The organism is Nonomuraea sp. NPDC047529 (assembly GCF_040642995.1).
Lineage (GTDB): Bacteria > Actinomycetota > Actinomycetes > Streptosporangiales > Streptosporangiaceae > Nonomuraea.
On sequence record NZ_JBEYTJ010000010.1, the window covers coordinates 60,482 to 80,199 of the forward strand.

The 19,718-nt window shown below is 71.7% G+C and carries 18 protein-coding genes and 1 tRNA gene; 13 read left to right on the forward strand and 6 right to left on the reverse strand.

Annotated features, from left to right (window positions below; translation table 11 throughout):
• Positions 1–4 precede the first annotated feature (4 nt).
• The gene (locus tag ABZ815_RS17925; RefSeq protein WP_357699064.1) at positions 5–619 is read left to right on the forward strand and encodes a TetR/AcrR family transcriptional regulator; all 615 of its coding nucleotides are present in this window, start codon (positions 5–7) and stop codon (positions 617–619) included.
• 77 nt (positions 620–696) lie between these two features.
• Here the strand turns inward: ABZ815_RS17925 and ABZ815_RS17930 are convergent, their stop codons facing one another.
• From ABZ815_RS17930 to ABZ815_RS17940, 3 genes are all read right to left on the reverse strand, one after another.
• Positions 697–819, reverse strand: a complete 123-nt coding sequence (locus ABZ815_RS17930; protein WP_357699066.1) for a hypothetical protein — start codon at positions 817–819, stop codon at positions 697–699.
• A 129-nt stretch (positions 820–948) separates the two neighbouring features.
• Entirely contained in the window at positions 949–3,333 is a 2,385-nt protein-coding gene (locus ABZ815_RS17935) for a hypothetical protein (protein ID WP_357699067.1), read from the reverse strand.
• A 24-nt stretch (positions 3,334–3,357) separates the two neighbouring features.
• Positions 3,358–3,933: a GNAT family protein gene (locus tag ABZ815_RS17940; RefSeq protein ID WP_357699069.1), complete on the reverse strand. Its 576-nt coding sequence runs from the start codon at positions 3,931–3,933 to the stop codon at positions 3,358–3,360.
• 107 nt (positions 3,934–4,040) lie between these two features.
• On the opposite strand from ABZ815_RS17940, the gene ABZ815_RS17945 reads away from it, so the two are divergent.
• Genes ABZ815_RS17945 through ABZ815_RS17955 form a run of 3 tightly spaced genes read left to right on the forward strand, consistent with a single transcriptional unit; the run spans position 4,041 to position 7,455 of the window.
• Positions 4,041–5,243: an acyl-CoA dehydrogenase family protein gene (locus ABZ815_RS17945; RefSeq protein ID WP_357699071.1), complete on the forward strand. Its 1,203-nt coding sequence runs from the start codon at positions 4,041–4,043 to the stop codon at positions 5,241–5,243.
• Positions 5,240–6,403 carry an acyl-CoA dehydrogenase family protein gene (locus ABZ815_RS17950; RefSeq protein ID WP_357699073.1) on the forward strand — a complete coding sequence of 388 codons (1,164 nt, stop codon included), beginning with the start codon at positions 5,240–5,242 and terminating at the stop codon, positions 6,401–6,403. The genes ABZ815_RS17945 and ABZ815_RS17950 overlap by 4 nt, the downstream gene beginning before the upstream one ends.
• The gene (locus ABZ815_RS17955; protein WP_357699075.1) at positions 6,400–7,455 is read left to right on the forward strand and encodes an acyl-CoA dehydrogenase family protein; all 1,056 of its coding nucleotides are present in this window, start codon (positions 6,400–6,402) and stop codon (positions 7,453–7,455) included. Before ABZ815_RS17950 ends, ABZ815_RS17955 begins: the two co-directional genes overlap by 4 nt.
• Here the strand turns inward: ABZ815_RS17955 and ABZ815_RS17960 are convergent.
• Complete coding sequence (locus ABZ815_RS17960; protein ID WP_357699077.1) at positions 7,414–8,004, reverse strand: TetR/AcrR family transcriptional regulator; 591 nt, start codon at positions 8,002–8,004, stop codon at positions 7,414–7,416. The genes ABZ815_RS17955 and ABZ815_RS17960 overlap by 42 nt on opposite strands.
• A 171-nt stretch (positions 8,005–8,175) precedes the next feature.
• Between ABZ815_RS17960 and ABZ815_RS17965 the strand changes: the two genes are divergently transcribed.
• Entirely contained in the window at positions 8,176–8,940 is a 765-nt protein-coding gene (locus ABZ815_RS17965; RefSeq protein ID WP_357699079.1) for a nuclease-related domain-containing protein, read from the forward strand.
• A gap of 6 nt (positions 8,941–8,946) precedes the next feature.
• Here ABZ815_RS17965 and ABZ815_RS17970 read toward each other — a convergent pair whose 3' ends face one another.
• Both ABZ815_RS17970 and ABZ815_RS17975 read right to left on the reverse strand, forming a co-directional pair.
• Entirely contained in the window at positions 8,947–10,326 is a 1,380-nt protein-coding gene (locus tag ABZ815_RS17970; RefSeq protein ID WP_357699081.1) for a VWA domain-containing protein, read from the reverse strand.
• Positions 10,319–11,158: a MoxR family ATPase gene (locus ABZ815_RS17975; RefSeq protein WP_357699083.1), complete on the reverse strand. Its 840-nt coding sequence runs from the start codon at positions 11,156–11,158 to the stop codon at positions 10,319–10,321. The genes ABZ815_RS17970 and ABZ815_RS17975 overlap by 8 nt, the downstream gene beginning before the upstream one ends.
• A 101-nt stretch (positions 11,159–11,259) precedes the next feature.
• Between ABZ815_RS17975 and ABZ815_RS17980 the strand changes: the two genes are divergently transcribed.
• The 8 genes from ABZ815_RS17980 (at position 11,260) to ABZ815_RS18015 (ending at position 19,696) form a co-directional block, all read left to right on the forward strand.
• Positions 11,260–11,333, forward strand: a tRNA-Lys gene (locus ABZ815_RS17980).
• A 232-nt stretch (positions 11,334–11,565) separates the two neighbouring features.
• Positions 11,566–12,717, forward strand: coding sequence for an aminotransferase class V-fold PLP-dependent enzyme (locus ABZ815_RS17985; protein ID WP_357699085.1), 1,152 nt, complete (start codon positions 11,566–11,568; stop codon positions 12,715–12,717).
• Entirely contained in the window at positions 12,714–14,024 is a 1,311-nt protein-coding gene (locus ABZ815_RS17990) for a sugar ABC transporter substrate-binding protein (RefSeq protein WP_357699087.1), read from the forward strand. Before ABZ815_RS17985 ends, ABZ815_RS17990 begins: the two co-directional genes overlap by 4 nt.
• Positions 14,021–14,890: a sugar ABC transporter permease gene (locus ABZ815_RS17995; protein ID WP_357699089.1), complete on the forward strand. Its 870-nt coding sequence runs from the start codon at positions 14,021–14,023 to the stop codon at positions 14,888–14,890. Before ABZ815_RS17990 ends, ABZ815_RS17995 begins: the two co-directional genes overlap by 4 nt.
• Positions 14,887–15,696 (forward strand): carbohydrate ABC transporter permease, encoded by an 810-nt coding sequence (locus tag ABZ815_RS18000; protein ID WP_357699091.1) that lies wholly within the window; start codon positions 14,887–14,889, stop codon positions 15,694–15,696. The genes ABZ815_RS17995 and ABZ815_RS18000 overlap by 4 nt, the downstream gene beginning before the upstream one ends.
• A 2-nt stretch (positions 15,697–15,698) precedes the next feature.
• Positions 15,699–17,342 carry a glycoside hydrolase family 36 protein gene (locus tag ABZ815_RS18005; protein ID WP_357699093.1) on the forward strand — a complete coding sequence of 548 codons (1,644 nt, stop codon included), beginning with the start codon at positions 15,699–15,701 and terminating at the stop codon, positions 17,340–17,342.
• A complete protein-coding gene (locus tag ABZ815_RS18010) occupies positions 17,343–18,359 on the forward strand; it encodes a LacI family DNA-binding transcriptional regulator (protein WP_357699095.1) in 1,017 nt (338 codons plus the stop codon).
• Positions 18,356–19,696, forward strand: coding sequence for a hypothetical protein (locus ABZ815_RS18015; RefSeq protein WP_357699097.1), 1,341 nt, complete (start codon positions 18,356–18,358; stop codon positions 19,694–19,696). The genes ABZ815_RS18010 and ABZ815_RS18015 overlap by 4 nt, the downstream gene beginning before the upstream one ends.
• Positions 19,697–19,718 lie beyond the last annotated feature (22 nt).

Consider the following 19,718-nt stretch of genomic DNA (forward strand, 5'->3'; position numbering starts at 1 on the left):
GTCCGTGAAACGAGCGGAGACCGTCGCCGACACGGCCATCACCCTGCTGGCCGAGCGAGGCATGCGCGGCCTGACCCACCGCGCCGTGGACGAGGCGGCCGGGCTGCCGCCCGGATCGACGTCCAACCTGGCCCGCACCCGGGCCGCGCTGCTGGAGCTGACCCTGTCCCGGCTCACCGAGCTGGAGATGGAGGTCATGGCCCCGGCGTACGAGCCGGGGCCGCTCACCCTCGACGGCCTGCCCGCCCGGATGGCCGAGGTGCTGCGCGTGCAGCTGGACGACCGCCGGCGCACCCTGGCCCGCTACGAACTGGCCCTGGAGGCCACCAGACGTCCCGAACTGCGCGAGATCTACGACCGGGCGGGTCGCCGGTTCCGCGACCCGGCGCTCGCCATGCTGGCCGCCCTGGGGTCGAAGGACCCGGTGCGCCACGCCCGCCAGCTCGTGGCCTTCGGGGAGGGGCTGATGTTCGACGCGATCGCGGGCGCGGGCGCCGTGCCCACCCTCGACGAGCTCACCCTCGCGATGGCGGACCTGCTCGCCGGCATGCTGCGTGACGAAGGCCCCGGACTGCGTGAGGAAGGCGCCGGACTGCGTGGCGAAGGCGCCGGCGGATAGGACCGCCGGCGCCTGCATCGCCGGTTCATGGCCTGTTCATGGCCTGTGCCGCGGTCTGTGCGCGACCTGCCGGCGGCCTAGTCGTCGCCGCCCGCGTCCTGGCCGTCCCTCGCGTGCTTGCCGCCGCGAGGCTCCCGGTGGTCGTCGGCCGCGCCGGCCTCGGGCGACTCGTCCTTGGGGGGTGCCTCATGCCTGCCCATACGGGGGGAACTCTCCTTCTCGTCGAACAACAGCTCACGGTGACCGTATGACTACAGTTACGTGCCCGGCAAGGGGTTGGTTCACGATCCACGGCACGAATTCGAGAAATATTCGCGTATATCCGGAAATCAGCCGGGACAGGTCGCGCGGTAGGGCACCTCGGGCAGGTGGCGGGCCCAGTCCGCCGCCGACAGGCCCCCGTAGCGGGCGCAGACCGCCGACGCCGGGTCACCGGACGCGGGCGAGGGGGCCAGGTCCAGCGTGAGCACCGTCCCGCCCGCGGCCAGCACGCGCGCCGTGCGCCCGTCGCCCGCGAGCACCGCCCGCGCCGGCTGGTCCGCGCCGCCCACCGGCACCTGGCGCTCGGCCAGCAACGTGCGGTCGGGCACGCGCCACACCCGCACCCGGTCGTTGTCCGTCCCGGCCAGCAGCCGGCCGTCCGGGCTGAAGCGCAGGTGGCCGGGGGAGGGCCGCAGGCGGGTGCCGAGCACGGGCACGCCGTCCAGGTCGTAGATCTGGATGCCGGTCTCCTCGGCGATGGCCACCCGCTCGCCGTCGGGCGCGAACGTCGTGTACTCCCACGGCATGCGGTCCAGCCAGGGCGCGGGGGTGACGCGGCCGCCGCGCCTGATCGCCGAACGCCGGCCCTCGAACGTCAGCGCCACCCGGTCGCCGGGACCGGCCACGGCGTACTCGCCGACGAAGGCCGCCCGGCGGGCCCGCAGGTCCCAGGCCCACCGCTCGCCCGACTGCCCGGCCGCCGCGAACAGCAGCCCGCCACCCGGACTGAACCAGGCCGACTGCTCGCCCGGCGCGCCCAGCCCCCTCCCGAACGGCGGCCCGACGCCCCGCCCCGACGCGGTGTCCCACAGGTACGACCGGTCCACGCCCACGAACGCCAGCGTGCGCCCGTCGGGGGACCAGGCCATCGCCCGCACGCTCTGCTCGGGACCGTTCGTCTCGGCCAGCCGGCGGCGCCCGGGGACGTCGTAGACGCGTACCGTGGCGCCGGTCAGCGTGGCGAGCCGGGAGCCGTCGTCGCTGATCGCGTACAACGAGTGCGGCCCGGCCTCCGGGGCGGTGAAGACGTCCACGGCCGGGTCGGCCGCCGCCGCCGTCAGCGCCCGCCGCGCCTGCGGCACCTGGGCCAGCCGCCAGGCCGCCAGGCTCAGCCGGCGCGCGGTCACCGGGTCGGCCACCCGCAGCGCCTCGGCCCGCGACGCGGCCACCTTGGCCATCGCCTGCTCCAGCCGCCCGTCGGCGGCCCCGCGCTGCCACAGCGCGAGCAGCGCCGCCAGCACCGCGACCGCCAGCAGCCCCGCCATGAGCGCCCGCCGCCTGCGCGCCCCGCCGCGGGCCCGTCCGAGGCCCTCGTCCAGGAAGGTCTGCTCGCCGGCGCTCAGGGTGACCCGCCGCCGCCCGCCGGCCGCCCACGCCAGCGCCCGGTCGAGGGGCTCGCCCTGGTAGAGGTCGGACTCGCGGCGCCCGCCCGCGTCCCAGGCCCGCGCCGCCCGGGCCAGCTCCCGGTGCACGGCCAGGCCGTCCCGCTCGCTGTCCAGCCACTCGTGCAGGCGCGGCCAGGCCCGCAGCAGCGCCGCGTACGTGATCGTCAGGGGCCCCCGGTCGGCGATCGTCAGGATGCCGGCCTTCCCGTACGTCTCCAGGACCCGGTCGATCGCGGCCACCTCGTCGGGGGCGCGTCCGGCGACCAGGTCGTCGCGGAGTGCGGGGGCCACGGTGTCGCCGCCGGAGTCGTCGAGCCCGACCAGGCGGAGGAAGACTTCGGGCACCAGATCCTGGTCTGCCCGGCAGAGCTGGAGGTAGATCGCCTCGGCGCGGGCGCCGAGCGGCGGGTCGTCGACGGGCTCGGGCGGCAGCAGGCGGCCGAGCTGCGACTGAGGGGCGTCGAGCAGGGACATGAGCAGGCCGCGGGCATCCGGGCGCTGCTCGGGGTCGTCGTGGAGCGCGGCGGCGACCAGGCCGCGTAACAGCCGGTCGAGGCGCTCCCCGTTGCCTAATCGCTCGGTGAGCCCGTACGCGGCGAACAGCAGGACGCGCCCCCACGCCTGGACGTCACCGGCCGGGCCCGCCTCGGCGTCGGCCAGCCCCAGCCCCACCAGGCGCGGCCCGTCGGCGCCTAAGATGATCTTGTCGGGCGTGAGCGATCCGTGCACCGCCCCCGCCTCGTGCACCGCGGCCAGCGCGGTGGCCGTGGCGGCGGCCAGGCGGTAGAGGTCGTCGCCGGCGAAGGGGCCGTGCCGGTCGACGACCTGGCGCAGCGTCGGCCCCTCGATGTACTCGCTGACCAGATACGGCGGATCGCCCTGCGGGCACGCCTCGACCAGCCGCGCGGCGTGCACCGACCGCACCTCCCTGACCTGTGCGTACGCGCCCGGCCCGGGCAGGTGGAGCGCATGGCGACCGCCCGACTCGTCGTAGGCCTCGCGGACGGTCGTCCGCCCGCCGCCGTCGAGCCGGGCGCCGAGCCAGTAGCCTCCCAGCCGATCAGTCATGCGGGATTAGATGCCGCCTTCCGTTCAGCGGTTCAGTCGAGCCCGGTGCTCCGGCCACTCCTCTTCGAGGATGCCGAAATAGACCGTGTCGCGCCAGGTGCCGTCGGGCCTTCTGCGGTGGCGGCGCAGGGTGCCCTCGTGCACGCCGCCGATGCGCCGGATCGCGGCCTGGGAACGCAGGTTCAGCACGTCGGTCTTGAGCAGGACGCGGTTGTAGCCGAGGCCGAAGGCGTGGTCGAGCAGCAGCAGCTTGCAGTTGGTGTTCAGCGCGGTGCGCCAGTGGGCGCGGCCGTACCAGGTCCAGCCGATCTCGACGCTGTCGTCGAAGCCGGGCACGTCGATGTAGGTCGTCCAGCCGCCCGGCCGTCCGGTCTCCTTGGGGATCACCGCGAACGGCACGTGCTGGTCGTCGCCGATGAGCGCGCGGGCGGTCCTGGCCAGGTCCTCCTCGGTGCGCGGGGTGGCGATCGACAGCCAGCGCCACAGCTCGTCGTCCCCGCCTCCGGCGGCGAACAGGTCCGGAACGTGTTCCAGGGTGAGGGGCTGGAGGCGCACGACGTCGTTCTCCAGCACCACGGGCGCGGGCAGCTTGGCGGTCATGCCGCCACGATAGGACGCGAGCCCGTCGCAGGTTGACGGCCACCTGGCGGTTTTTGCGGGGAACCACCTGTCGACAGCCATACCGGCCGGTCGGTAGGCTCACCGGCATGGACTTCGCCTTCGACACCGTCACCGAGGACCTGCGCGAGCGCCTGCTCCGCTTCATGGACGAATGCGTCTATCCGGCCGAGCCCGCCTTCGAGGAGCAGGCCGCGGCCGCCGGCTGGAGCCCGCCACCGCTGCTCGACGACCTCAAGGACGAGGCGAGGAAGCGCGGCCTGTGGAACCTGTTCCTGCCGGGCGCGCACGGCGCCGGCCTGACGAACCTCCAGTACGCCCCGCTGGCCGAGATCATGGGCCGCAGTCCCGGCATCGCCCCCACCGCCACCAACTGCGCCGCCCCCGACACCGGCAACATGGAAGTGTTGTCGATGTTCGGCAGCGAGTGGCAGCGCGACGAGTGGCTGCGCCCGCTGCTCGACGGCGAGATCCGCTCGGCCTTCGCGATGACCGAGCCCGACGTCGCCTCCTCCGACGCCACCAACATCGCCACCTCGATCGTCCGCGACGGCGGCGAGTACGTCATCAACGGCCGCAAGTGGTTCATCTCCGGCGCGATGAACCCCAACTGCAAGATCTTCATCGTCATGGGCAAGACCAACCGCGACGCGCCCAAGCACCGGCAGCAGAGCATGGTCCTGGTGCCGCGCGACACCCCGGGGCTGCACGTCAAGCGCGGGATGCACGTCTTCGGCTACACCGACGCCGACCACGGCGGCCACGCCGAGGTGATCTTCGAGGACGTGCGCGTCCCGGCCGACAACCTGATCGGCGAGGAGGGCGGCGGCTTCGCCATCGCGCAGGCCAGGCTCGGCCCCGGCCGCATCCACCACTGCATGCGCCTGATCGGCATGGCCGAGCGCGCGGTCGAGCTGATGTGCGAGCGGGCCCTGGCCAGGACGGCGTTCGGCAAGCCGATCGCCCAGCAGGGTGTGGTCCAGGACTGGATCGCCGAGTCCCGGATCAGGATCGAGCAGCTCCGCCTGCTGGTGCTCAAGACCGCCTGGCTCATGGACACCGTGGGCAACCAGGGCGCCCACACCGAGATCCAGGCCATCAAGATCTCCACCCCGGTCACCGTCGAATGGATCCTGGACAAGGCCATCCAGGTGCACGGCGCGGGCGGCGTCTCCCAGGACTTCCCGCTGGCCGCGCTCTGGGCGGGCGCCCGCTCCCTGCGCCTGGCCGACGGCCCCGACGAGGTCCACAAGCGGTCCCTGGCCTATCGCGAGCTGAAGAGGTTCATGTGAACGAAGCGCAGATCAAGGAGCGCGTGCGCGCGTTCCTGGGCGAGCACGACCCCGACGGGGACCGGCTGGAGTTCCTGCGGGCCAGGTTCGACGCCGGGCTGGCCTGGGTCTGGTTCCCCGAAGGGCTCGGCGGCCTCGGCGCGGCCAGGGAGCTGCAGCAGGTGGTCGAGCACGAGCTGGCCGGCACGCCGCAGATCAACAGCGGCGTCCAGGGCATCGGCCTGGGCATGGCCGCGCCGACGATCCTGGCGTTCGGCACGCAGGAGCAGAGACGGCGCTTCCTGCGCCCGCTGTGGACCGGCGAGGAGATCTGGTGCCAGCTCTTCAGCGAGCCCGGCGCCGGCTCCGACCTGGCCACCCTCGCCACCCGCGCGGTCAGGGACGGCGACGAGTGGGTGGTCGACGGCCAGAAGGTGTGGACGTCGGGCGCCCACCACTCGCGATGGGCGATCCTGGTCACCCGCACCGACCCGGACGTGCCCAAGCACCGCGGCATGACGTACTTCGTCTGCGACATGCACGCCCCCGGCGTCGAGGTGCGGCCGCTGCGGCAGATCACCGGCGAGGCCGAGTTCAACGAGGTGTTCCTGACCGGCGTGCGGCTCTCCGACGACCTGCGGCTGGGCGAGGTCGGTGACGGCTGGCGGGTCGCGCAGACCACGCTGATGAACGAGCGCGTCGCGATCGGCGGCGCGCCCGTGCGGCGCGGCGGCGGCATGGTCGGCGCGGTGCTGGCGGCCTGGCGCGAGCACCCCGAGCTGCGCACCCACGACCTGCACCAGCGGCTGCTGGCGCTGTGGGTGGAGGCCGAGGTGACCCGCCTGTCCGGGGCCCGGCTGCGCGAGCAGCTCGCCGCCGGGCAGCCCGGTCCCGAGGGCTCGGGCATGAAGTTGTCGTTCGCCCGGCTCAATCAGGCGCTGTCCGGCTTCGACGTCGAGCTCCGCCGCGACCTGGGCTACGACGACTGGACGTTCCGCCGCTCGGAGGACGTCGACTTCTACGGCCGCGGCCCCGGCTACCGCTACCTGCGGGCCAAGGGCAACTCGATCGAGGGCGGCACGTCCGAGATCCTGCGCAACATCATCTCCGAACGGGTGCTCGGCCTGCCCTCCGAGCCCCGCGTCGACAAGGACGTGCCCTGGAAGGACCTGCCGCGATGACCCTGCTCTACTCCGAGGTCGAGGAGGAGCTGCGCGCGGCCGTGCGCGGCCTGCTCGCCGACCGCTGCCCGCCGGCCGCGGTGCTCGGGCGCGTCGAGTCCGAGCCTTACGACCTGGACCTGTGGAAGACGCTGGCGGGCGAGATCGGGGTCGCCGGCCTCCTCGTCCCCGAGGAGCTGGGCGGCGCGGGCGCGTCGGCCAGCGAGGTGGCCGTCGTGCTGGAGGAGCTGGGCCGGGCCGTGGCGCCCGTGCCGTTCCTGACCAGCGCGGTGCTGGCCACGCGGGCGCTGCTGCCCACCGGTGACGCCCTGCTCGGCGAGCTGGCCGAGGGGCGCAGGACGGCGGCGCTGGTCGTGTCGTTCGCGGCCTCGCCGTACCGGCCGGGGCGCGGGTCGTCGCTGCGGCCGGCGGGCGGGCGGCTGTCCGGGACCGTCACCGGCGTGGCCGGAGCGGACGTCGCCGACGTGCTCCTGGTGCCCTTCGAGGGCAGGCTGTACGAGGTCGAGGGCGCCACCGTCGAGGTCGTGCCCTCGCTCGACCTGACCAGGCCGGTCGCCACCGTCACCCTCGCCGGGGCGCCGGCCCGCGACGTGGGGGAGTGCGACCTGGCCGGCGTGCTGAGGTTCGGGGCCGGGCTGCTGGCCTCCGAACAGGTCGGCGTGGCCGAGTGGTGTCTCGACACGACGCTCGCCTACGTCAAGGAGCGCCACCAGTTCGCCCGGCCGGTCGGCTCGTTCCAGGCGATCAAGCACCGGCTGGCCGACCTCTGGCTGGACGTGGTCAGGGCCAGGGCCGCCGCCCGCGCCGCGGCCGCCGATCCCGGGGACATCGCGGTCGCGGTGGCGCAGTCGTGGAACGCGGGGGTGGCGGTGCACGCCGCCGAGGAGGCGGTCCAGCTCCACGGCGGGATCGGGATGACCTGGGAGCATCCCGTGCATCTGTATCTCAAGCGCGCCAAGGCCACCGAGATCGCGCTCGGCACCCCCGGAGACCACCGGGAGGCGCTGGCCTCACTCGCCGGCGTCCCCGGCCCCGAGGGAGTTCAGCAGTAGGTCGGCGAAGTGCCTGCCCACCTGGGCGCCGGTCAGCGGCCCGTCGGTGTGGAACCAGGTGCCCAGGTGGTGCACCGAGCCGAAGAAGTAGTCGACGACCAGCTCGGCGGGCACCCGGTCGCTGAGGACGCCCGTGCGCTGCCCCTCGGCGACCAGGCCGCGGAAGCGCTCGTGGTAGCGGCGGCGCTCGGCGCGCACGGTCTTCTGCTTCTCGGTCGCGAGCAGGTGCATCGACCTGAAGAAGATCTTGGAGTCGTCCAGGTTCGCGGTCGTCGTCTCCACGACGTCGGCCGCGGCCCGGTGCAGCCGCTCGCGGACCGTGCCCGGACCGTCGGCGATGCGCGTCAGGCGGTCCATCTGCATGCGGAGCAGGCGGGCGTAGATCTCGTGCAGCAGATCGTCTTTTGAGTCAAAATAGTGGTACATGGCGCCCTTGGTGACGCCGGCCGCCAGGACGATCTCCTGGACCGAGGTCCCCTCGAATCCGCGGGCCGCGAACAGCCGGGTAGCCTCGGCGAGCAACCGCTGCCGAACGGGTTCTTCCTTCACTTCGTCCCCCTAGTCACCGCCATAGCATACCGACTGGTCGGTTGACGGTCTTGCGGGTTCTATTTACGTCACCTTAGGCTCGCCTTGGTTCAAGCATGGGTATCACTTAGACCGGTGAGGATCTTCGGAGTGGCAGATCCTGAAGGTTTCTACTGACTCGGGGAGTTTGCCGTGCCCGGTGGCTCTATCTACGTGCAGCAGGACGAGAAGTACACAGGCTCATCCCCGCAGTGGTGGTACGAGAAGTTCTGGCGTGAGGACGCGCCCAACCGGCGCCGGTCCCGGTACGTCAAGGCGGGCGTGGGCGCGGTGGCCGGCGTCCTGCTCGCGCTGCGGTTCGGCTCGGAGTTCATCCTGTTCTGGGGAGCCGTCACCGCCGGTCTGGTGGCCGCCGTCGACTGGTTCATCGACTGGCGCTCGTTCCGCGCGACGGCCGTCTGGCGCGGCGCCCGGCGCGGCGAGCTGATCACCGGACGGCTGCTGCGCAGGCAGCTGGCCAGGCGCGGCTACCAGGTGCTCGACGGCCGCGCGATCCGCGACCAGGCCTCCATCGACCACCTCGTGATCGGCCCGACGGGCATCTGGGTCATCGACAACGAGTCCTGGAGCCCCGACACCGAGATCGGCTGCTACAACGGCAGGCTGTTCTTCAGCGAGAAGTACGGCAGCAAATGGGCCAAGCCGCTCGTCGACACCGCCGAGGCGTTCGCCGAACTGCTGACCCGCGAGACCGGGATCGAGGTCACGATCTCGCCCATGCTGGCCGTCCACTGCGGGCTGCTGCCGCGCGGCGGCGTCGTGGTCGGCGAGGGCCTCGCGCTGATCAAGCCGCGCCTGGTCTCCCGGCGGATCAGGGCGGTCGAGGGCGTGGTGTTCACCGAGCAGCAGGTCGAGCTGCTGACCCGCACTGCGGCCAGGGAGCTGCAGAAGGTCTGACCGCCGTCAGGCCAGGGTCTCGATGAACGCGGTGAGCTGGGCGACGTTCCGGCACTCGTGCATCTCGACCACGGTGCCGTACTCGCTGGCGACCGAGTCGCCGGTGTCCCATTGCGGCCTGGGCTCGGGGTTGAGCCAGTAGGCGTGGCGGGCCCCCGACGTCAGGCGCCTGAGCACGTCGAGGGCGGGCGGCTGGTAGTTGGAGCGGGCGTCGCCGAGGATCAGCAGCGAGGTCCGCGGGCCGATGGCGTCGGCATGGCGTTCGGCGAAGCCTTCCAGGGCGTGGCCGTAGTTCGTCCGGCCGAAGCGCACCATGTCGGCCTCGTCCGCCAGCCTCGTCATGGCCTCCACGACGTCCGCGCCGGGCACGAAGAAGCGGGTGATCTCGTCCACCCGGTCCACGAACCCGAACGCCCGCACCTTCGTGAACTGCTCCCGCAGCGCGTACGTCAGCAGCAGCGTGAAGTGGGCGAACGACGATACCGAGTCGCTGGTGTCGCAGAGGATGACCAGCTCGGGTTTGTGCGGCCGGGGCGGCTTGAAGTGCGTGGTCAGCGGCACGCCGCCGCTCTGCAGCGAGGCCCGCACGGTCCGCCGGAAGTCCAGCCGCCCCCTGCGCCCCTTCCTGTGCTTGATCGTCAGCCGCGCGGCCAGCCGCCTGGCCAGCGGGTAGACCTCCTTGCGCAGCCTGGCCAGGTCGGCCCTGGTGATGCGGAGGAAGTCGATCTGGTCGAGCGGCGGGCGCACGGCCGAGCGGGCGATGCGCTCGATGCCCGAGTCCTCGGCGATGCGGCGGCGCACGTCGGTGGCCACGGCCTCCTCGAACCGCCGGATGTTGCCGTTGACGCGCTGCCGCACGGTCTTCTCGGCCAGCCCGCCGCGTTCCTGCCCGGCCAGCACGTTCGCCAGGATGCGGGCCATCAGCGTCTCGGGGGACAGGGCGCGCAGGACGCTGTAGGAGAACCAGTTCTGGCGGCCGGGCCCGGTGGTCTGCTGGCGGCCGAACCGCTCGACCATGGCCTGGGCGAACTCCCGCAGCTCGGCGTCCGTGCTGCCGGTGAGCAGCCCGGCCAGGCGGTCGCGCAGCTCGGTCACCGGGGCCGTCCGCGGGTCGAGCCCTGCGTCGCCGGGGCGCGGGGCGTGCATACCGGTCGTGGACGACGGGAACCACAGGTCGAACAGCACGTCGAAGCCGGGACGGTAGGCCGGCTTCTTGACCAGCGTGGCAGCGTAGGCGGCGCGCAGCGACTCGCGCTCGCTCAGGTCGATCACCCGCAGCGCGCGGGCCGCGTCGAGCCCCTCGGCGAGCGACACCGGCAGGCCCGCCTCGCGCAGCGCGTGCACGAACCCGACATGCCGGTCCACCAGCGACATGCGCTCAGGCATCCGGCAGCCCCAGCTCCTTGATCGCCCGCGTCTGGTCGGAGGCGTGCTTGAGCACCACGCCCAGCGTCCCGGCCACCGTCGCCTCGTCCAGCTCCTCCCGGCCGAGGGCCAGCAGCGTGTTGGCCCAGTCGACGGTCTCGGCGACCGACGGCGCCTTCTTCAGCTCCAGCGCCCGCATGGTCGCGACCGTCCTGGCGAGCTGCTCGGCCAGGTCGGCCCGGATGGTCGGCACCTGCGCGAGCACGATGTCGCGCTCCCGCTCCGGCGTCGGGTACTCGATGTGCAGGTAGAGGCAGCGCCGCTTGAGCGCCTCGGACAGCTCGCGGGTGGCGTTGGAGGTGAGCAGCACGAACGGTTTGCGGGTGGCGGCGATCGTGCCCAGCTCGGGGATGGTGACCTGGAAGTCGGACAGCAGCTCCAGCAGCAGCCCCTCGACCTCGACATCGGCCTTGTCGGTCTCGTCGATCAGCAGCACGGTGGGGTCGGCCGACCTGATCGCCTTCAGCAGGGGGCGTTCCAGCAGGAACTCCTCGGTGAAGATGTCGTCGTCGGCGCTGGTCGCCTGGATGCGGAGCAGCTGCTTCTTGTAGTTCCACTCGTACAGCGCGCGGGCCTCGTCGAGCCCCTCGTAACACTGGAGGCGGACCAGCTCGGACCCGGTCGCCTGGGCCACGGCCTTGGCGAGCTGCGTCTTGCCCACGCCGGCGGGCCCTTCGACCAGCAGCGGCTTGCCCAGCGCGGCGGCGAGGAACACCGAGGTGGAGATGGCGTCGTCGGAGAGGTAGTCCACGGCGGCGAGCCGCGCCGTCACGTCGGCGGGCGAGTCGAACATCGATGCTCCCTGTCTGCAGGCCGAACTTTATTCTAGCGGCAGGAGTCCATCCGAGGTCGATTCGACCAACATGCGGATCACCGGTATATTCCTCTCTGCAAGCGCCGCTAGCTCAGTTGGTTAGAGCAGCTGACTCTTAATCAGCGGGTCCGGGGTTCGAGTCCCTGGCGGCGCACCGCACGAAAGCCCCAGTTCAGTACGCTGAGCTGGGGCTTTCTCGTTTTCCTCGTGGCTCTGGTCGAACCGCTGAAGGTGTGAGTCGCCTGCCTCCCCGGGCCCGTTATGCAATCTTTGCTTGCGGCCATGAGGAAGCTGCGTAATATGAACGTTCATATTGCTGAGCCCTGTTATCCCCGGTCAGCCGCACACTCCCCCCTTCGTCATGCCTAGATAAGCCTCCAGAGGATATGAACGTTCAAATTTGTGCCGCGCCATCCGGCTACCTCGACTTCGCCCGGCTGGGGCCGCTCTCCCGCGCGGTCGCGGCGGTCCTGGCCGAGTCGGCCCACCGCCGCGTCGGCGACATGCCGCTGGCCTGGTTCGAGGAGCAGGCGGCGCGGACGCGCTCGGCGGCGGCGCGGCTGCTGCGGGCGGCCGAGCACGAAGTGGCGTTCGTCTCCTCCACCAGCCACGGGCTGTTCGCCGCCGCCGCCGCGCTGCCCGGAGAGGGCGTGGTGCTGCTGCCCCGGGGTGAGTTCCCCGCGAACGTCTACCCCTGGCTGCGGTTCGAGGGGCGCGGCGGGCTCCGGGTGCGGTGGATCGACGAAGTGCGCCTCACCCCCCAGGTGCTGGCCGAGCACCTGGACGCGTCGGTGCGGGCACTCGCGGTCAGCGCGGTCGACGCGCTCACCGGCTACCCGGCGCCGCTGGGCGCGCTGAAGGAGGTGCTCGGGCCGGGACGCGTGCTGGTCGTGGACGCGATCCAGGGGCTGGGCGCCGTGCCGCTGGAGGTGGAGGCCGCCGACGTGCTGGTCTCCGGCGGGCAGAAGTGGCTGCGCGCCGGATGGGGGGCGGCGCTCTTCCTGGCCCGCGACCGCGTCGCCGGGCTGATGGCGCCGGGGCTCGGCGGGTGGTCGGGGGTCGAGGGCCCGCTGGCGGGGCCCGCGCCCCGGCCGCCGCTCGCGGGAGCGGCCGCGCACACGATGACCAATCCCGACTATTCCGGCGTCGCCGCCCTGGGCGTCGCGATCGAGCTGGTCCTGGAGGCCGGCGTCGCGGAGATCGGCCGCAGGACGGCCGATCGGCTGGGTGAGCTGCTCGACACGGCCCGCGCCGCCGGGGCACGGGTGCTGCTGGACGCGCCCGCCGGCGCCAGCGGGCCGGCGCCGCCCGGCGCCAGGCCCGGCCCCGGACGTGGCGCCGCGGTGTGGAGCGGCATCGGGTCCTTCACGATGCCCGGCCAGGATCCGGCGGCCGTCCATGCCGCGCTGACCGCCGCCGGGCTCACCACGACTCTGCGGGGCGAGTGGATCCGTCTCTCGCCCCACGCCACCACCTCGGGCGAGGCCGTACAGCGTCTGGCCGCCGCCCTGCACCCCCCGAGAAAGGAATCGTCATGAACCGACCTCTCGTCATGGTCGTCTCCGCGACTCTCGCTCTGGCCGTCACGGCTTGCGGCGGCGGGGGCGGGAGCGACCAGAAGTCCGCCGGTCCCGTGAAGATCACGGTCTGGAGCTGGAAGCCCGCCTCCGACGGGCTGGCCTCGGTGGCCAAGGACTTCGAGCAGGCGAACCCCGGCATCAAGATCGACGTCCAGGTGGTCGGGAACCCCGCGATCTGGGAGAAGATCACGGTGGGGATGGCCGCGGGAGGCAAGGGCCTGGGGGACGTCCTGCACATCGGCATCGACTACCTGCCCGGATACATGGAGAAGTTCCCCGGCGGGCTGGCGGACCTGAGCGAGCTGGGCGCCGACAAGTACAAGGACGCCTTCGCCGAGGGCCTGTGGCCGACGGTCACCGGCAAGGACGGCAAGGCGTACGCGATGCCGTGGGAGGTCAACCCGGTCGGGTTCTTCTACCGTTCGGACCTGTTCGACAAGGCAGGCATCGACGCCGCGGCGATCAGGACCTGGGACGACGCGATCGAGGCCGGCAAGAAGCTCAAGGAGAAGACGGGCGCCTATCTGATCGGCCTGAACAAGCCGGCGGCCGGCAGCGTGGACATGGACCTCTTCCAGTCGCTGCTGCAGCAGCAGGGCGCCTTCTACTTCGACCGTCAGGGAGCGGTCACGCTCTCCTCGGCGCCCGCCGTGCAGGCGATGACCCTGATCAAGAAGATGAACGACGCCGGGATCGTCGCCGACACCTCCGGCGAGGGGACGCGGAAGAAGCTGATCAGCGAGGACAAGGTCGCGGTGCTGCCATGGGCGGCTTGGGGGGTCGGCTACATCCCCGAGACGTGGCCGAAGCAGAAGGGGCTCTGGCGCGTCATGCAGCCGCCGGCCGTCGTGCCGGGCGGCAAGCGCACCGCGATCGTCAACTCCACGTACCTGTCGGTCTCCGGAACCAGCCCGCACAAGGCGGAGGCGTTCAAGTTCCTTGAGTACGCGCTGACCAGGCCCGAGGTCATCAACAAGATGTTCGAGGACGGCGGGGTCTTCCCCGCTCTGACCGCCGCCTACGCCGACCCGCGGTTCACCGCCAGGACGGACTACTACGGCGGGCAGCCCGCGCTCAAGACCTTCGTGGACGCGCTGGGCGAGGGCGCGGACGCCACCTACTACTCCGGCGACTACGCCCGCGCGCTGAAGATCGCCAGTGACGCGCAGACCCAGGTCCTGCTGAAGGGCGCCGACCCGGCCGCCGCGCTGAGCCAGGCGGCCCAGCAGTTGTCCCAGCAGTCCGGCAGGAAGCTCGCGGGATGACCGCCCGCCTGCTCACCAGGAGAAACGTTCCGTACTTCCTGGTGCTGCCCGCGCTGCTCGGCTTCGTCTGCTTCAAGGCCTATCCGATCCTGGCGGCGGCCTACATCAGCCTGACGACCGGCGCCGGGGCGGCGCGTTCCTTCGCCGGACTGGACAACTACGTCAGGCTGGTGAACGACCCGCTGTTCTGGACGTCGTTGGGGAACACGGCGCTGATCCTCGTCGTCCAGGTCCCGATCATGCTGATCCTCGCGCTGCTGCTGGCGCTGGGCCTCAACTCCAAGCTCGTACGGCTGCGCGCCCTGTGGCGGCTCGGCGTCTTCATGCCCTCGCTGACCGGCCTGGTCGCCTACGGCGTGATGTTCTCGGTGATCCTCAGCAAGGACTCCGGCCTGCTGAATTGGCTGCTCGGCCTCTTCGGCGTCAGCCCGATCGACTGGCTGGGCAGCCCCTTCTGGGCGCGAATCGCCATCGTCATCGCGCTGACCTGGCACTACTGCGGCTACAACGCGGTGATCTACCTGGCCGGGCTGCAGAGCATCGCGAAGGAGCTGTACGAGGCGGCGATGGTCGACGGCGCGGGAGCGGTCCGCCGCTTCTGGTCGATCACCGTCCCGCAACTGCGGCCGATCCTGCTGCTGACGATCGTGCTGTCGGCGATCGGCACGCTGCAACTGTTCGACGAGCCGTTCGTGCTCACCGGCGGCGGCCCGGACAACTCCACCCTGACGATCTCCCTCTACCTGTACCAGAACGGCTTCCGCTACTTCGACTTCGGTTACGCCTCGGCGATCGCCTACGCGCTCACGCTGATCGTGGCCGGCTTCGGGCTGGTGCAGCTCAAGCTCACCGGAGGCAGGAAATGAAGGGCTGGCTGCTGACCTTCGCGCTCGCCGCGTGCTTCGCCCTGTGCGTCGGCCCGTTCTACTGGCTGACCATGGCGGCCACGCACGCCAACGCCGACATCTTCGGCGCCACGCCCACGTTCTCGCCGGGCGACCAGCTCGGAGCGAACACCGCGAAGCTGGAGGAGTCCATCGGCCTGCTCCACGTGCTGGGGAACACGCTGCTCGTGGCGGCCGTCCAGACGTCGATCGCGCTGGTCGTGGCGTTGCTGGCGGGCTACGCGTTCGCCAAGTTCGAGTTCCGTGGCAGGAACGTCTTCTTCGTCCTGCTGCTGTCGACGCTGGTGATCCCGGGCGGCGTCACCATCATCCCGATCTTCGAGATGATGAACGACCTCGGGCTGATCGACACCTTCCCGGCGCTCATCCTGCCGAACCTGACCGTTCCGTTCGGGATCTTCCTCATCCGGCAGTCGCTGCAGGCCGTACCCGACGAGTTGCTCGACGCGGCGCGCGTGGACGGGGCGGGGGAGCTCCGGGTGCTGTGGCGGGTGGTGGTGCCGGTCATGCGGCCCGCGCTCGCGGCGTTGGCGGTCTTCCTGTTCCTCGGCGCGTGGAACGACTTCCTGTGGCCGCTGATCGCGCTGCGCACGCCCGAGATGTTCACCCTGCCGGTCGCGCTGGCCACCCTCCAGGGGCTGGCCAGGACCGACTTCGGCCAGGTGATGGTGGGCACCGCGATCTCCGCGCTGCCCATGATGATCCTCTTCCTCATCCTTCAGAAACAGTTCATCTCCGGCCTGCTGGCCGGGGCCACGAAAGGTTGACCATGCAGATCTGGGAGCCGCACGCCCTCGGGGAGACGACCGTCGTCCGCGCGGGCGAGGTCGAGGTGGCGATAGCCGGTACGGAGGCGATCACGGTCACCCCGGTCGCGCCGGACGTCTGGCTGATCGACGCCCCCGAAGGGAACGCGGCGCAGTGGAAACTGCCGTGCGTCAACGCCGCGGCCTTCTGGACGCCGGGCTCGGGCACCCGCTGGATCCCGCCGATCTGGAGCTCTCCGACGGCGGCCGGGCTGATCTCCGGCGCGCCCGTCGTCAGCCTCGTCGGCACGGCGGGGGCCAACCTGTGCACAGTGGCCCTGGCCTCGGTGACCGGCAGCTTCACCGGCGGCGTGATCGAGGAGACCGGCGAGTTCGTCTTCACCGTGCAGGGCGAGGGGCTGCGGATACGGCTGGACCTGTCGGATCGGCAGTTCTCCGCGGCGCTGACCGAGGTCGCCGGATGGTGGCAGGAGGGCCGCGACCTGCCGCCCACGCCGCGTCAGGCCAGGCTGCCCGTGTACTCGACCTGGTACAGCATGCACCAGGAGGTCTCGCGGGAGTCGGTGGAGCTCCAGGCCCGTCTGGCGAAGGAGCTGGGCTGCGCCACGATGATCGTGGACGACGGGTGGCAGACGGCCGACCGGTCGCGGGGGTACGCCTTCTGCGGCGACTGGGAGCCCAACATCTCCGACATCGGGCAGCACATCCAGCGGGTCCAGAGCGACGGCATGGCCTACCTGCTGTGGTACGCGCTGCCGTTCGTGGGCAAGGACAACGCCGCGTTCGAGCGTTTCGAGGGGAAGTTCCTGCGCTACCTCGACCACATGGACGCGGCCGTCCTCGACCCGCGTCACCCCGAGGTGCGCGCGTTCCTCGTCGACAAGCTGGCGCGAGCGGTGGAGGAGTGGGGCGCGGACGGCCTGAAGATCGACTTCATCGACCGTTTCGGTACCGACGAAGGGGTGGCGGAGCTGCTGCGCGAGCTCGACGTCAGGCTCCGGGCGGCGAAGCCGGACGTGCTGATCGAGCACCGCCAGCCGTACACGAGCCCGGGTCTGTGGCCGTACGCGAACATGGTCAGGGCGGTGGACTGCCCGCTCAGCCCGCAGGAGAACCGGCAGCGGACGATCGACCTGCGGCTGACCGCCGGACCTCAGGCCGTGCACTCGGACATGATCCTCTGGCATCCGGACGAGTCCGCCGAGCAGGTCGCGGTGCACCTGATCAACGTGCTCTTCTCGGTGCCGCAGATCTCCGTGGACCTGGCGGCCCAGCGGCCCGACCAGCTCGCCGCCATCCGGTTCTGGCTGGGCGTCTTCCGGCGCCACCTCGCCACGCTGCAGCTCGGCGTGCTGGAACCGCACGGGGTCGAGCACGGATACCCGCTGGTGCGGGCCTACAGTGAGGAGAACGAGGTCGTGGCCCGGTACGCTGCCCTGCCTGTGGACGTGCCGGAGATCGCAGAGCTGCTCGTGGCCAACGCCGCCCCCGACACCCGCGTCGTCCTGCACGGGCGGGGTGTCGCGACGGCCGAGGTCCGCGACTGCGGCGGGCGGCTCGTGAGCGAGAGCGAGCTGCGCTTCACCTCCGGCGCGAGCGTGGTCGAGGTACCCGTGGGGGGCCTGCTGACGGTGAGGAGAGACTGAGTGGCGGCACGCCGTGGGATCACCATCGAGGACGTCGCCCGCGCGGCGGGCGTGTCCCGCCAGACGATCTCCAACGCGCTCAACGCCCCCCAGCGGCTCAAGCCGGAGACGCTGGAACGGGTGACCCGGCTGATCGAGGAGCTCGGCTACCGGCCCGACCAGTCGGCGCGCAGCCTCAAGTCGGGCACCAGGCGCATAATCGCCTACCCGACGCCGGTGGACGACCCCGCCAACCCCAACCCGCTGATGGGCGGGTTCCTGGAGGCCGTGGTGGCCTCGGCCGGTGAGGTCGGCTACCGGATCCTGCTGCTGCGGCCGCGCCCGGGCCAGAGTCAGGAGCAGGCACTGGACGAGGTGATCGCGGCCCGCACCGTGGACGCCTTCCTGCTGTCGGACGTGATGCGTGACGACCCCAGGGTCGCGCACCTGACCGCGGCGGGGTTCCCGTTCGCCGCGTTCGGCAGGACGATGCCGGACCAGCCGCAGTCGTGGGTGGACGTCGACAGCGTTCAGGCGGTCATCGAGCTGGTCGGGCTGCTGGCCGCCAGGGGGCATCGGCGCGTGGCCTTCCTGGCCTCCGTCGGCGCGCAACCGTGGATGGAGGACCGCAGAGACGGCTTCCGCGCCGGCGTCCGCAGGCACGGCCTGGTGGGGCAGGAGTTCTCCGCGCCGGGCGACGGCCCCGCGGAGCTCGTCACGGTCACCCGTGAGCTGCTGCGCGGCCGCAACCGCCCGACGGCCGTCGTGGCCGCCGGTGACTGGCTCGCGCTCGGCGTCTACGCCGCGGCCAGGGAGGAGGGCATCGAGATCGGCGCCGATCTCGCTCTGGCCGCCTTCGACGACCTTCCCCTCACCGCGTTCCTCCATCCCGCCCTGACCACGGTACGGCTGCCGCTCCAGCGCATCGCGCGGGCGCTGATCGGCCGTCTGATCCGGACGGTGGAGGACGGCGCGACCCCTCAGGCGGGGCTGCTGCTGCCCGGGGAGCTGGTGATCCGTCCCAGCATCGGCCCATGATGCGCATCGGCTCGGCCAGCTCCGAGCTGGTCGCGATGTTCGAGTGGGCCCGGGCGAGGGCGCTGCGCCTGCGGCACGAGGGCGGCTCGTGGGGCCCCGTCGACGTCGACGAGCACCGGCCCGCGGGGACGGGACAGAGCCGCTACCTGCCCTCCTACTGGGCGGGTTACGCACACCGCAGCGGCTTCTACGCCCGCGACTTCGCCCACCAGATCGTCGGCGCGCACCTGCTCGGCATGGCCGAGGCCAACCTCACCATGCTGCGCTGCTTCGCCGCCTCGGCCACCCCCGAGCACGGCTTCCACCCGGTGTGGGCGTTCAACTTCGACGGCTCCTACCTGTCCATCGACTACCGCGGCCCCGACTCCTTCGTCCGCGAGCTGCCCGCGGTGTACGAGCTGGTGGAGAAGGCCGGGACCGCCTACCGATGGACCTGGGACCGCGCCTACGTCGAGGATCCCGTGCTGTGGTCCTACTACCGCAACGCGGTGACGGAGATCGTGCCGCGTGCCACCGGAAGGGGGATCTTCCAGGGCGTGGCCAGCTACAACGAGCTGGCCGGCGAGCACCTGGCGGAGGCGGGAGACTCCGTCGGCTCCCGGTATCAGGCATACCTGGCGATGAGCGCCCTGAGCCGGGCCCGCGGCCTGGACGGCGAGGACTTCGCCTGCCGGGCCGCCGAGCTGAGGCGACACTTCAACGAGGTCTGGAGTGTCGGCGAGAACCCCGCGGACCTGGTGCGCGGCTACACCGTGGACGGCGTCCCCGTCACCGGATGGGGCTGTGAGAACAGCTGGTTCATGCCGCTCAAGGACCTCATCGAGCCAGGTCCGCGCAACGAGGCCTACCTCGACTTCATCGACGGCCAAGCCGCCGGCCCCGAGCGTCCCCGCAACATCGAGGCCTACACGTACCTGCCCGACACCTTCTTCCGTCACGACAGGAACGCGGCCGCCTGGCGCTGGATGCGGCACGTCTTCGACCGGCGTGCGGAACCGCACGTCGCGGGCGGCCTCAACGGCGACTACCCGGAGGTGTCCTTCACGCTCGTCAGCCAGGTCGTCGAGGGCCTGCTCGGCGTCACACCCGACGTGAACGCCTTGACCACGCTGTCCCACCTGCCCGACGACATCGCCTGGGCCGAGGTCTCGGGCATCCCCTTGGGCGACGGGACGATCACCGTCCGGCACGACGGCAGGACCGCCACCACGCTCACCAACACCTCCAGCGACACCACCTACCGCTGGGAGGCCCGCTTCCCGGACGCCCCCGCCGTGGTCACGCAGGTCGCACCGGGACAGAGCGCCCTGGTCACCGCTCCCGGCCGTCCAGGGTGAGAGCGGGCACGGCCGGCCTCCC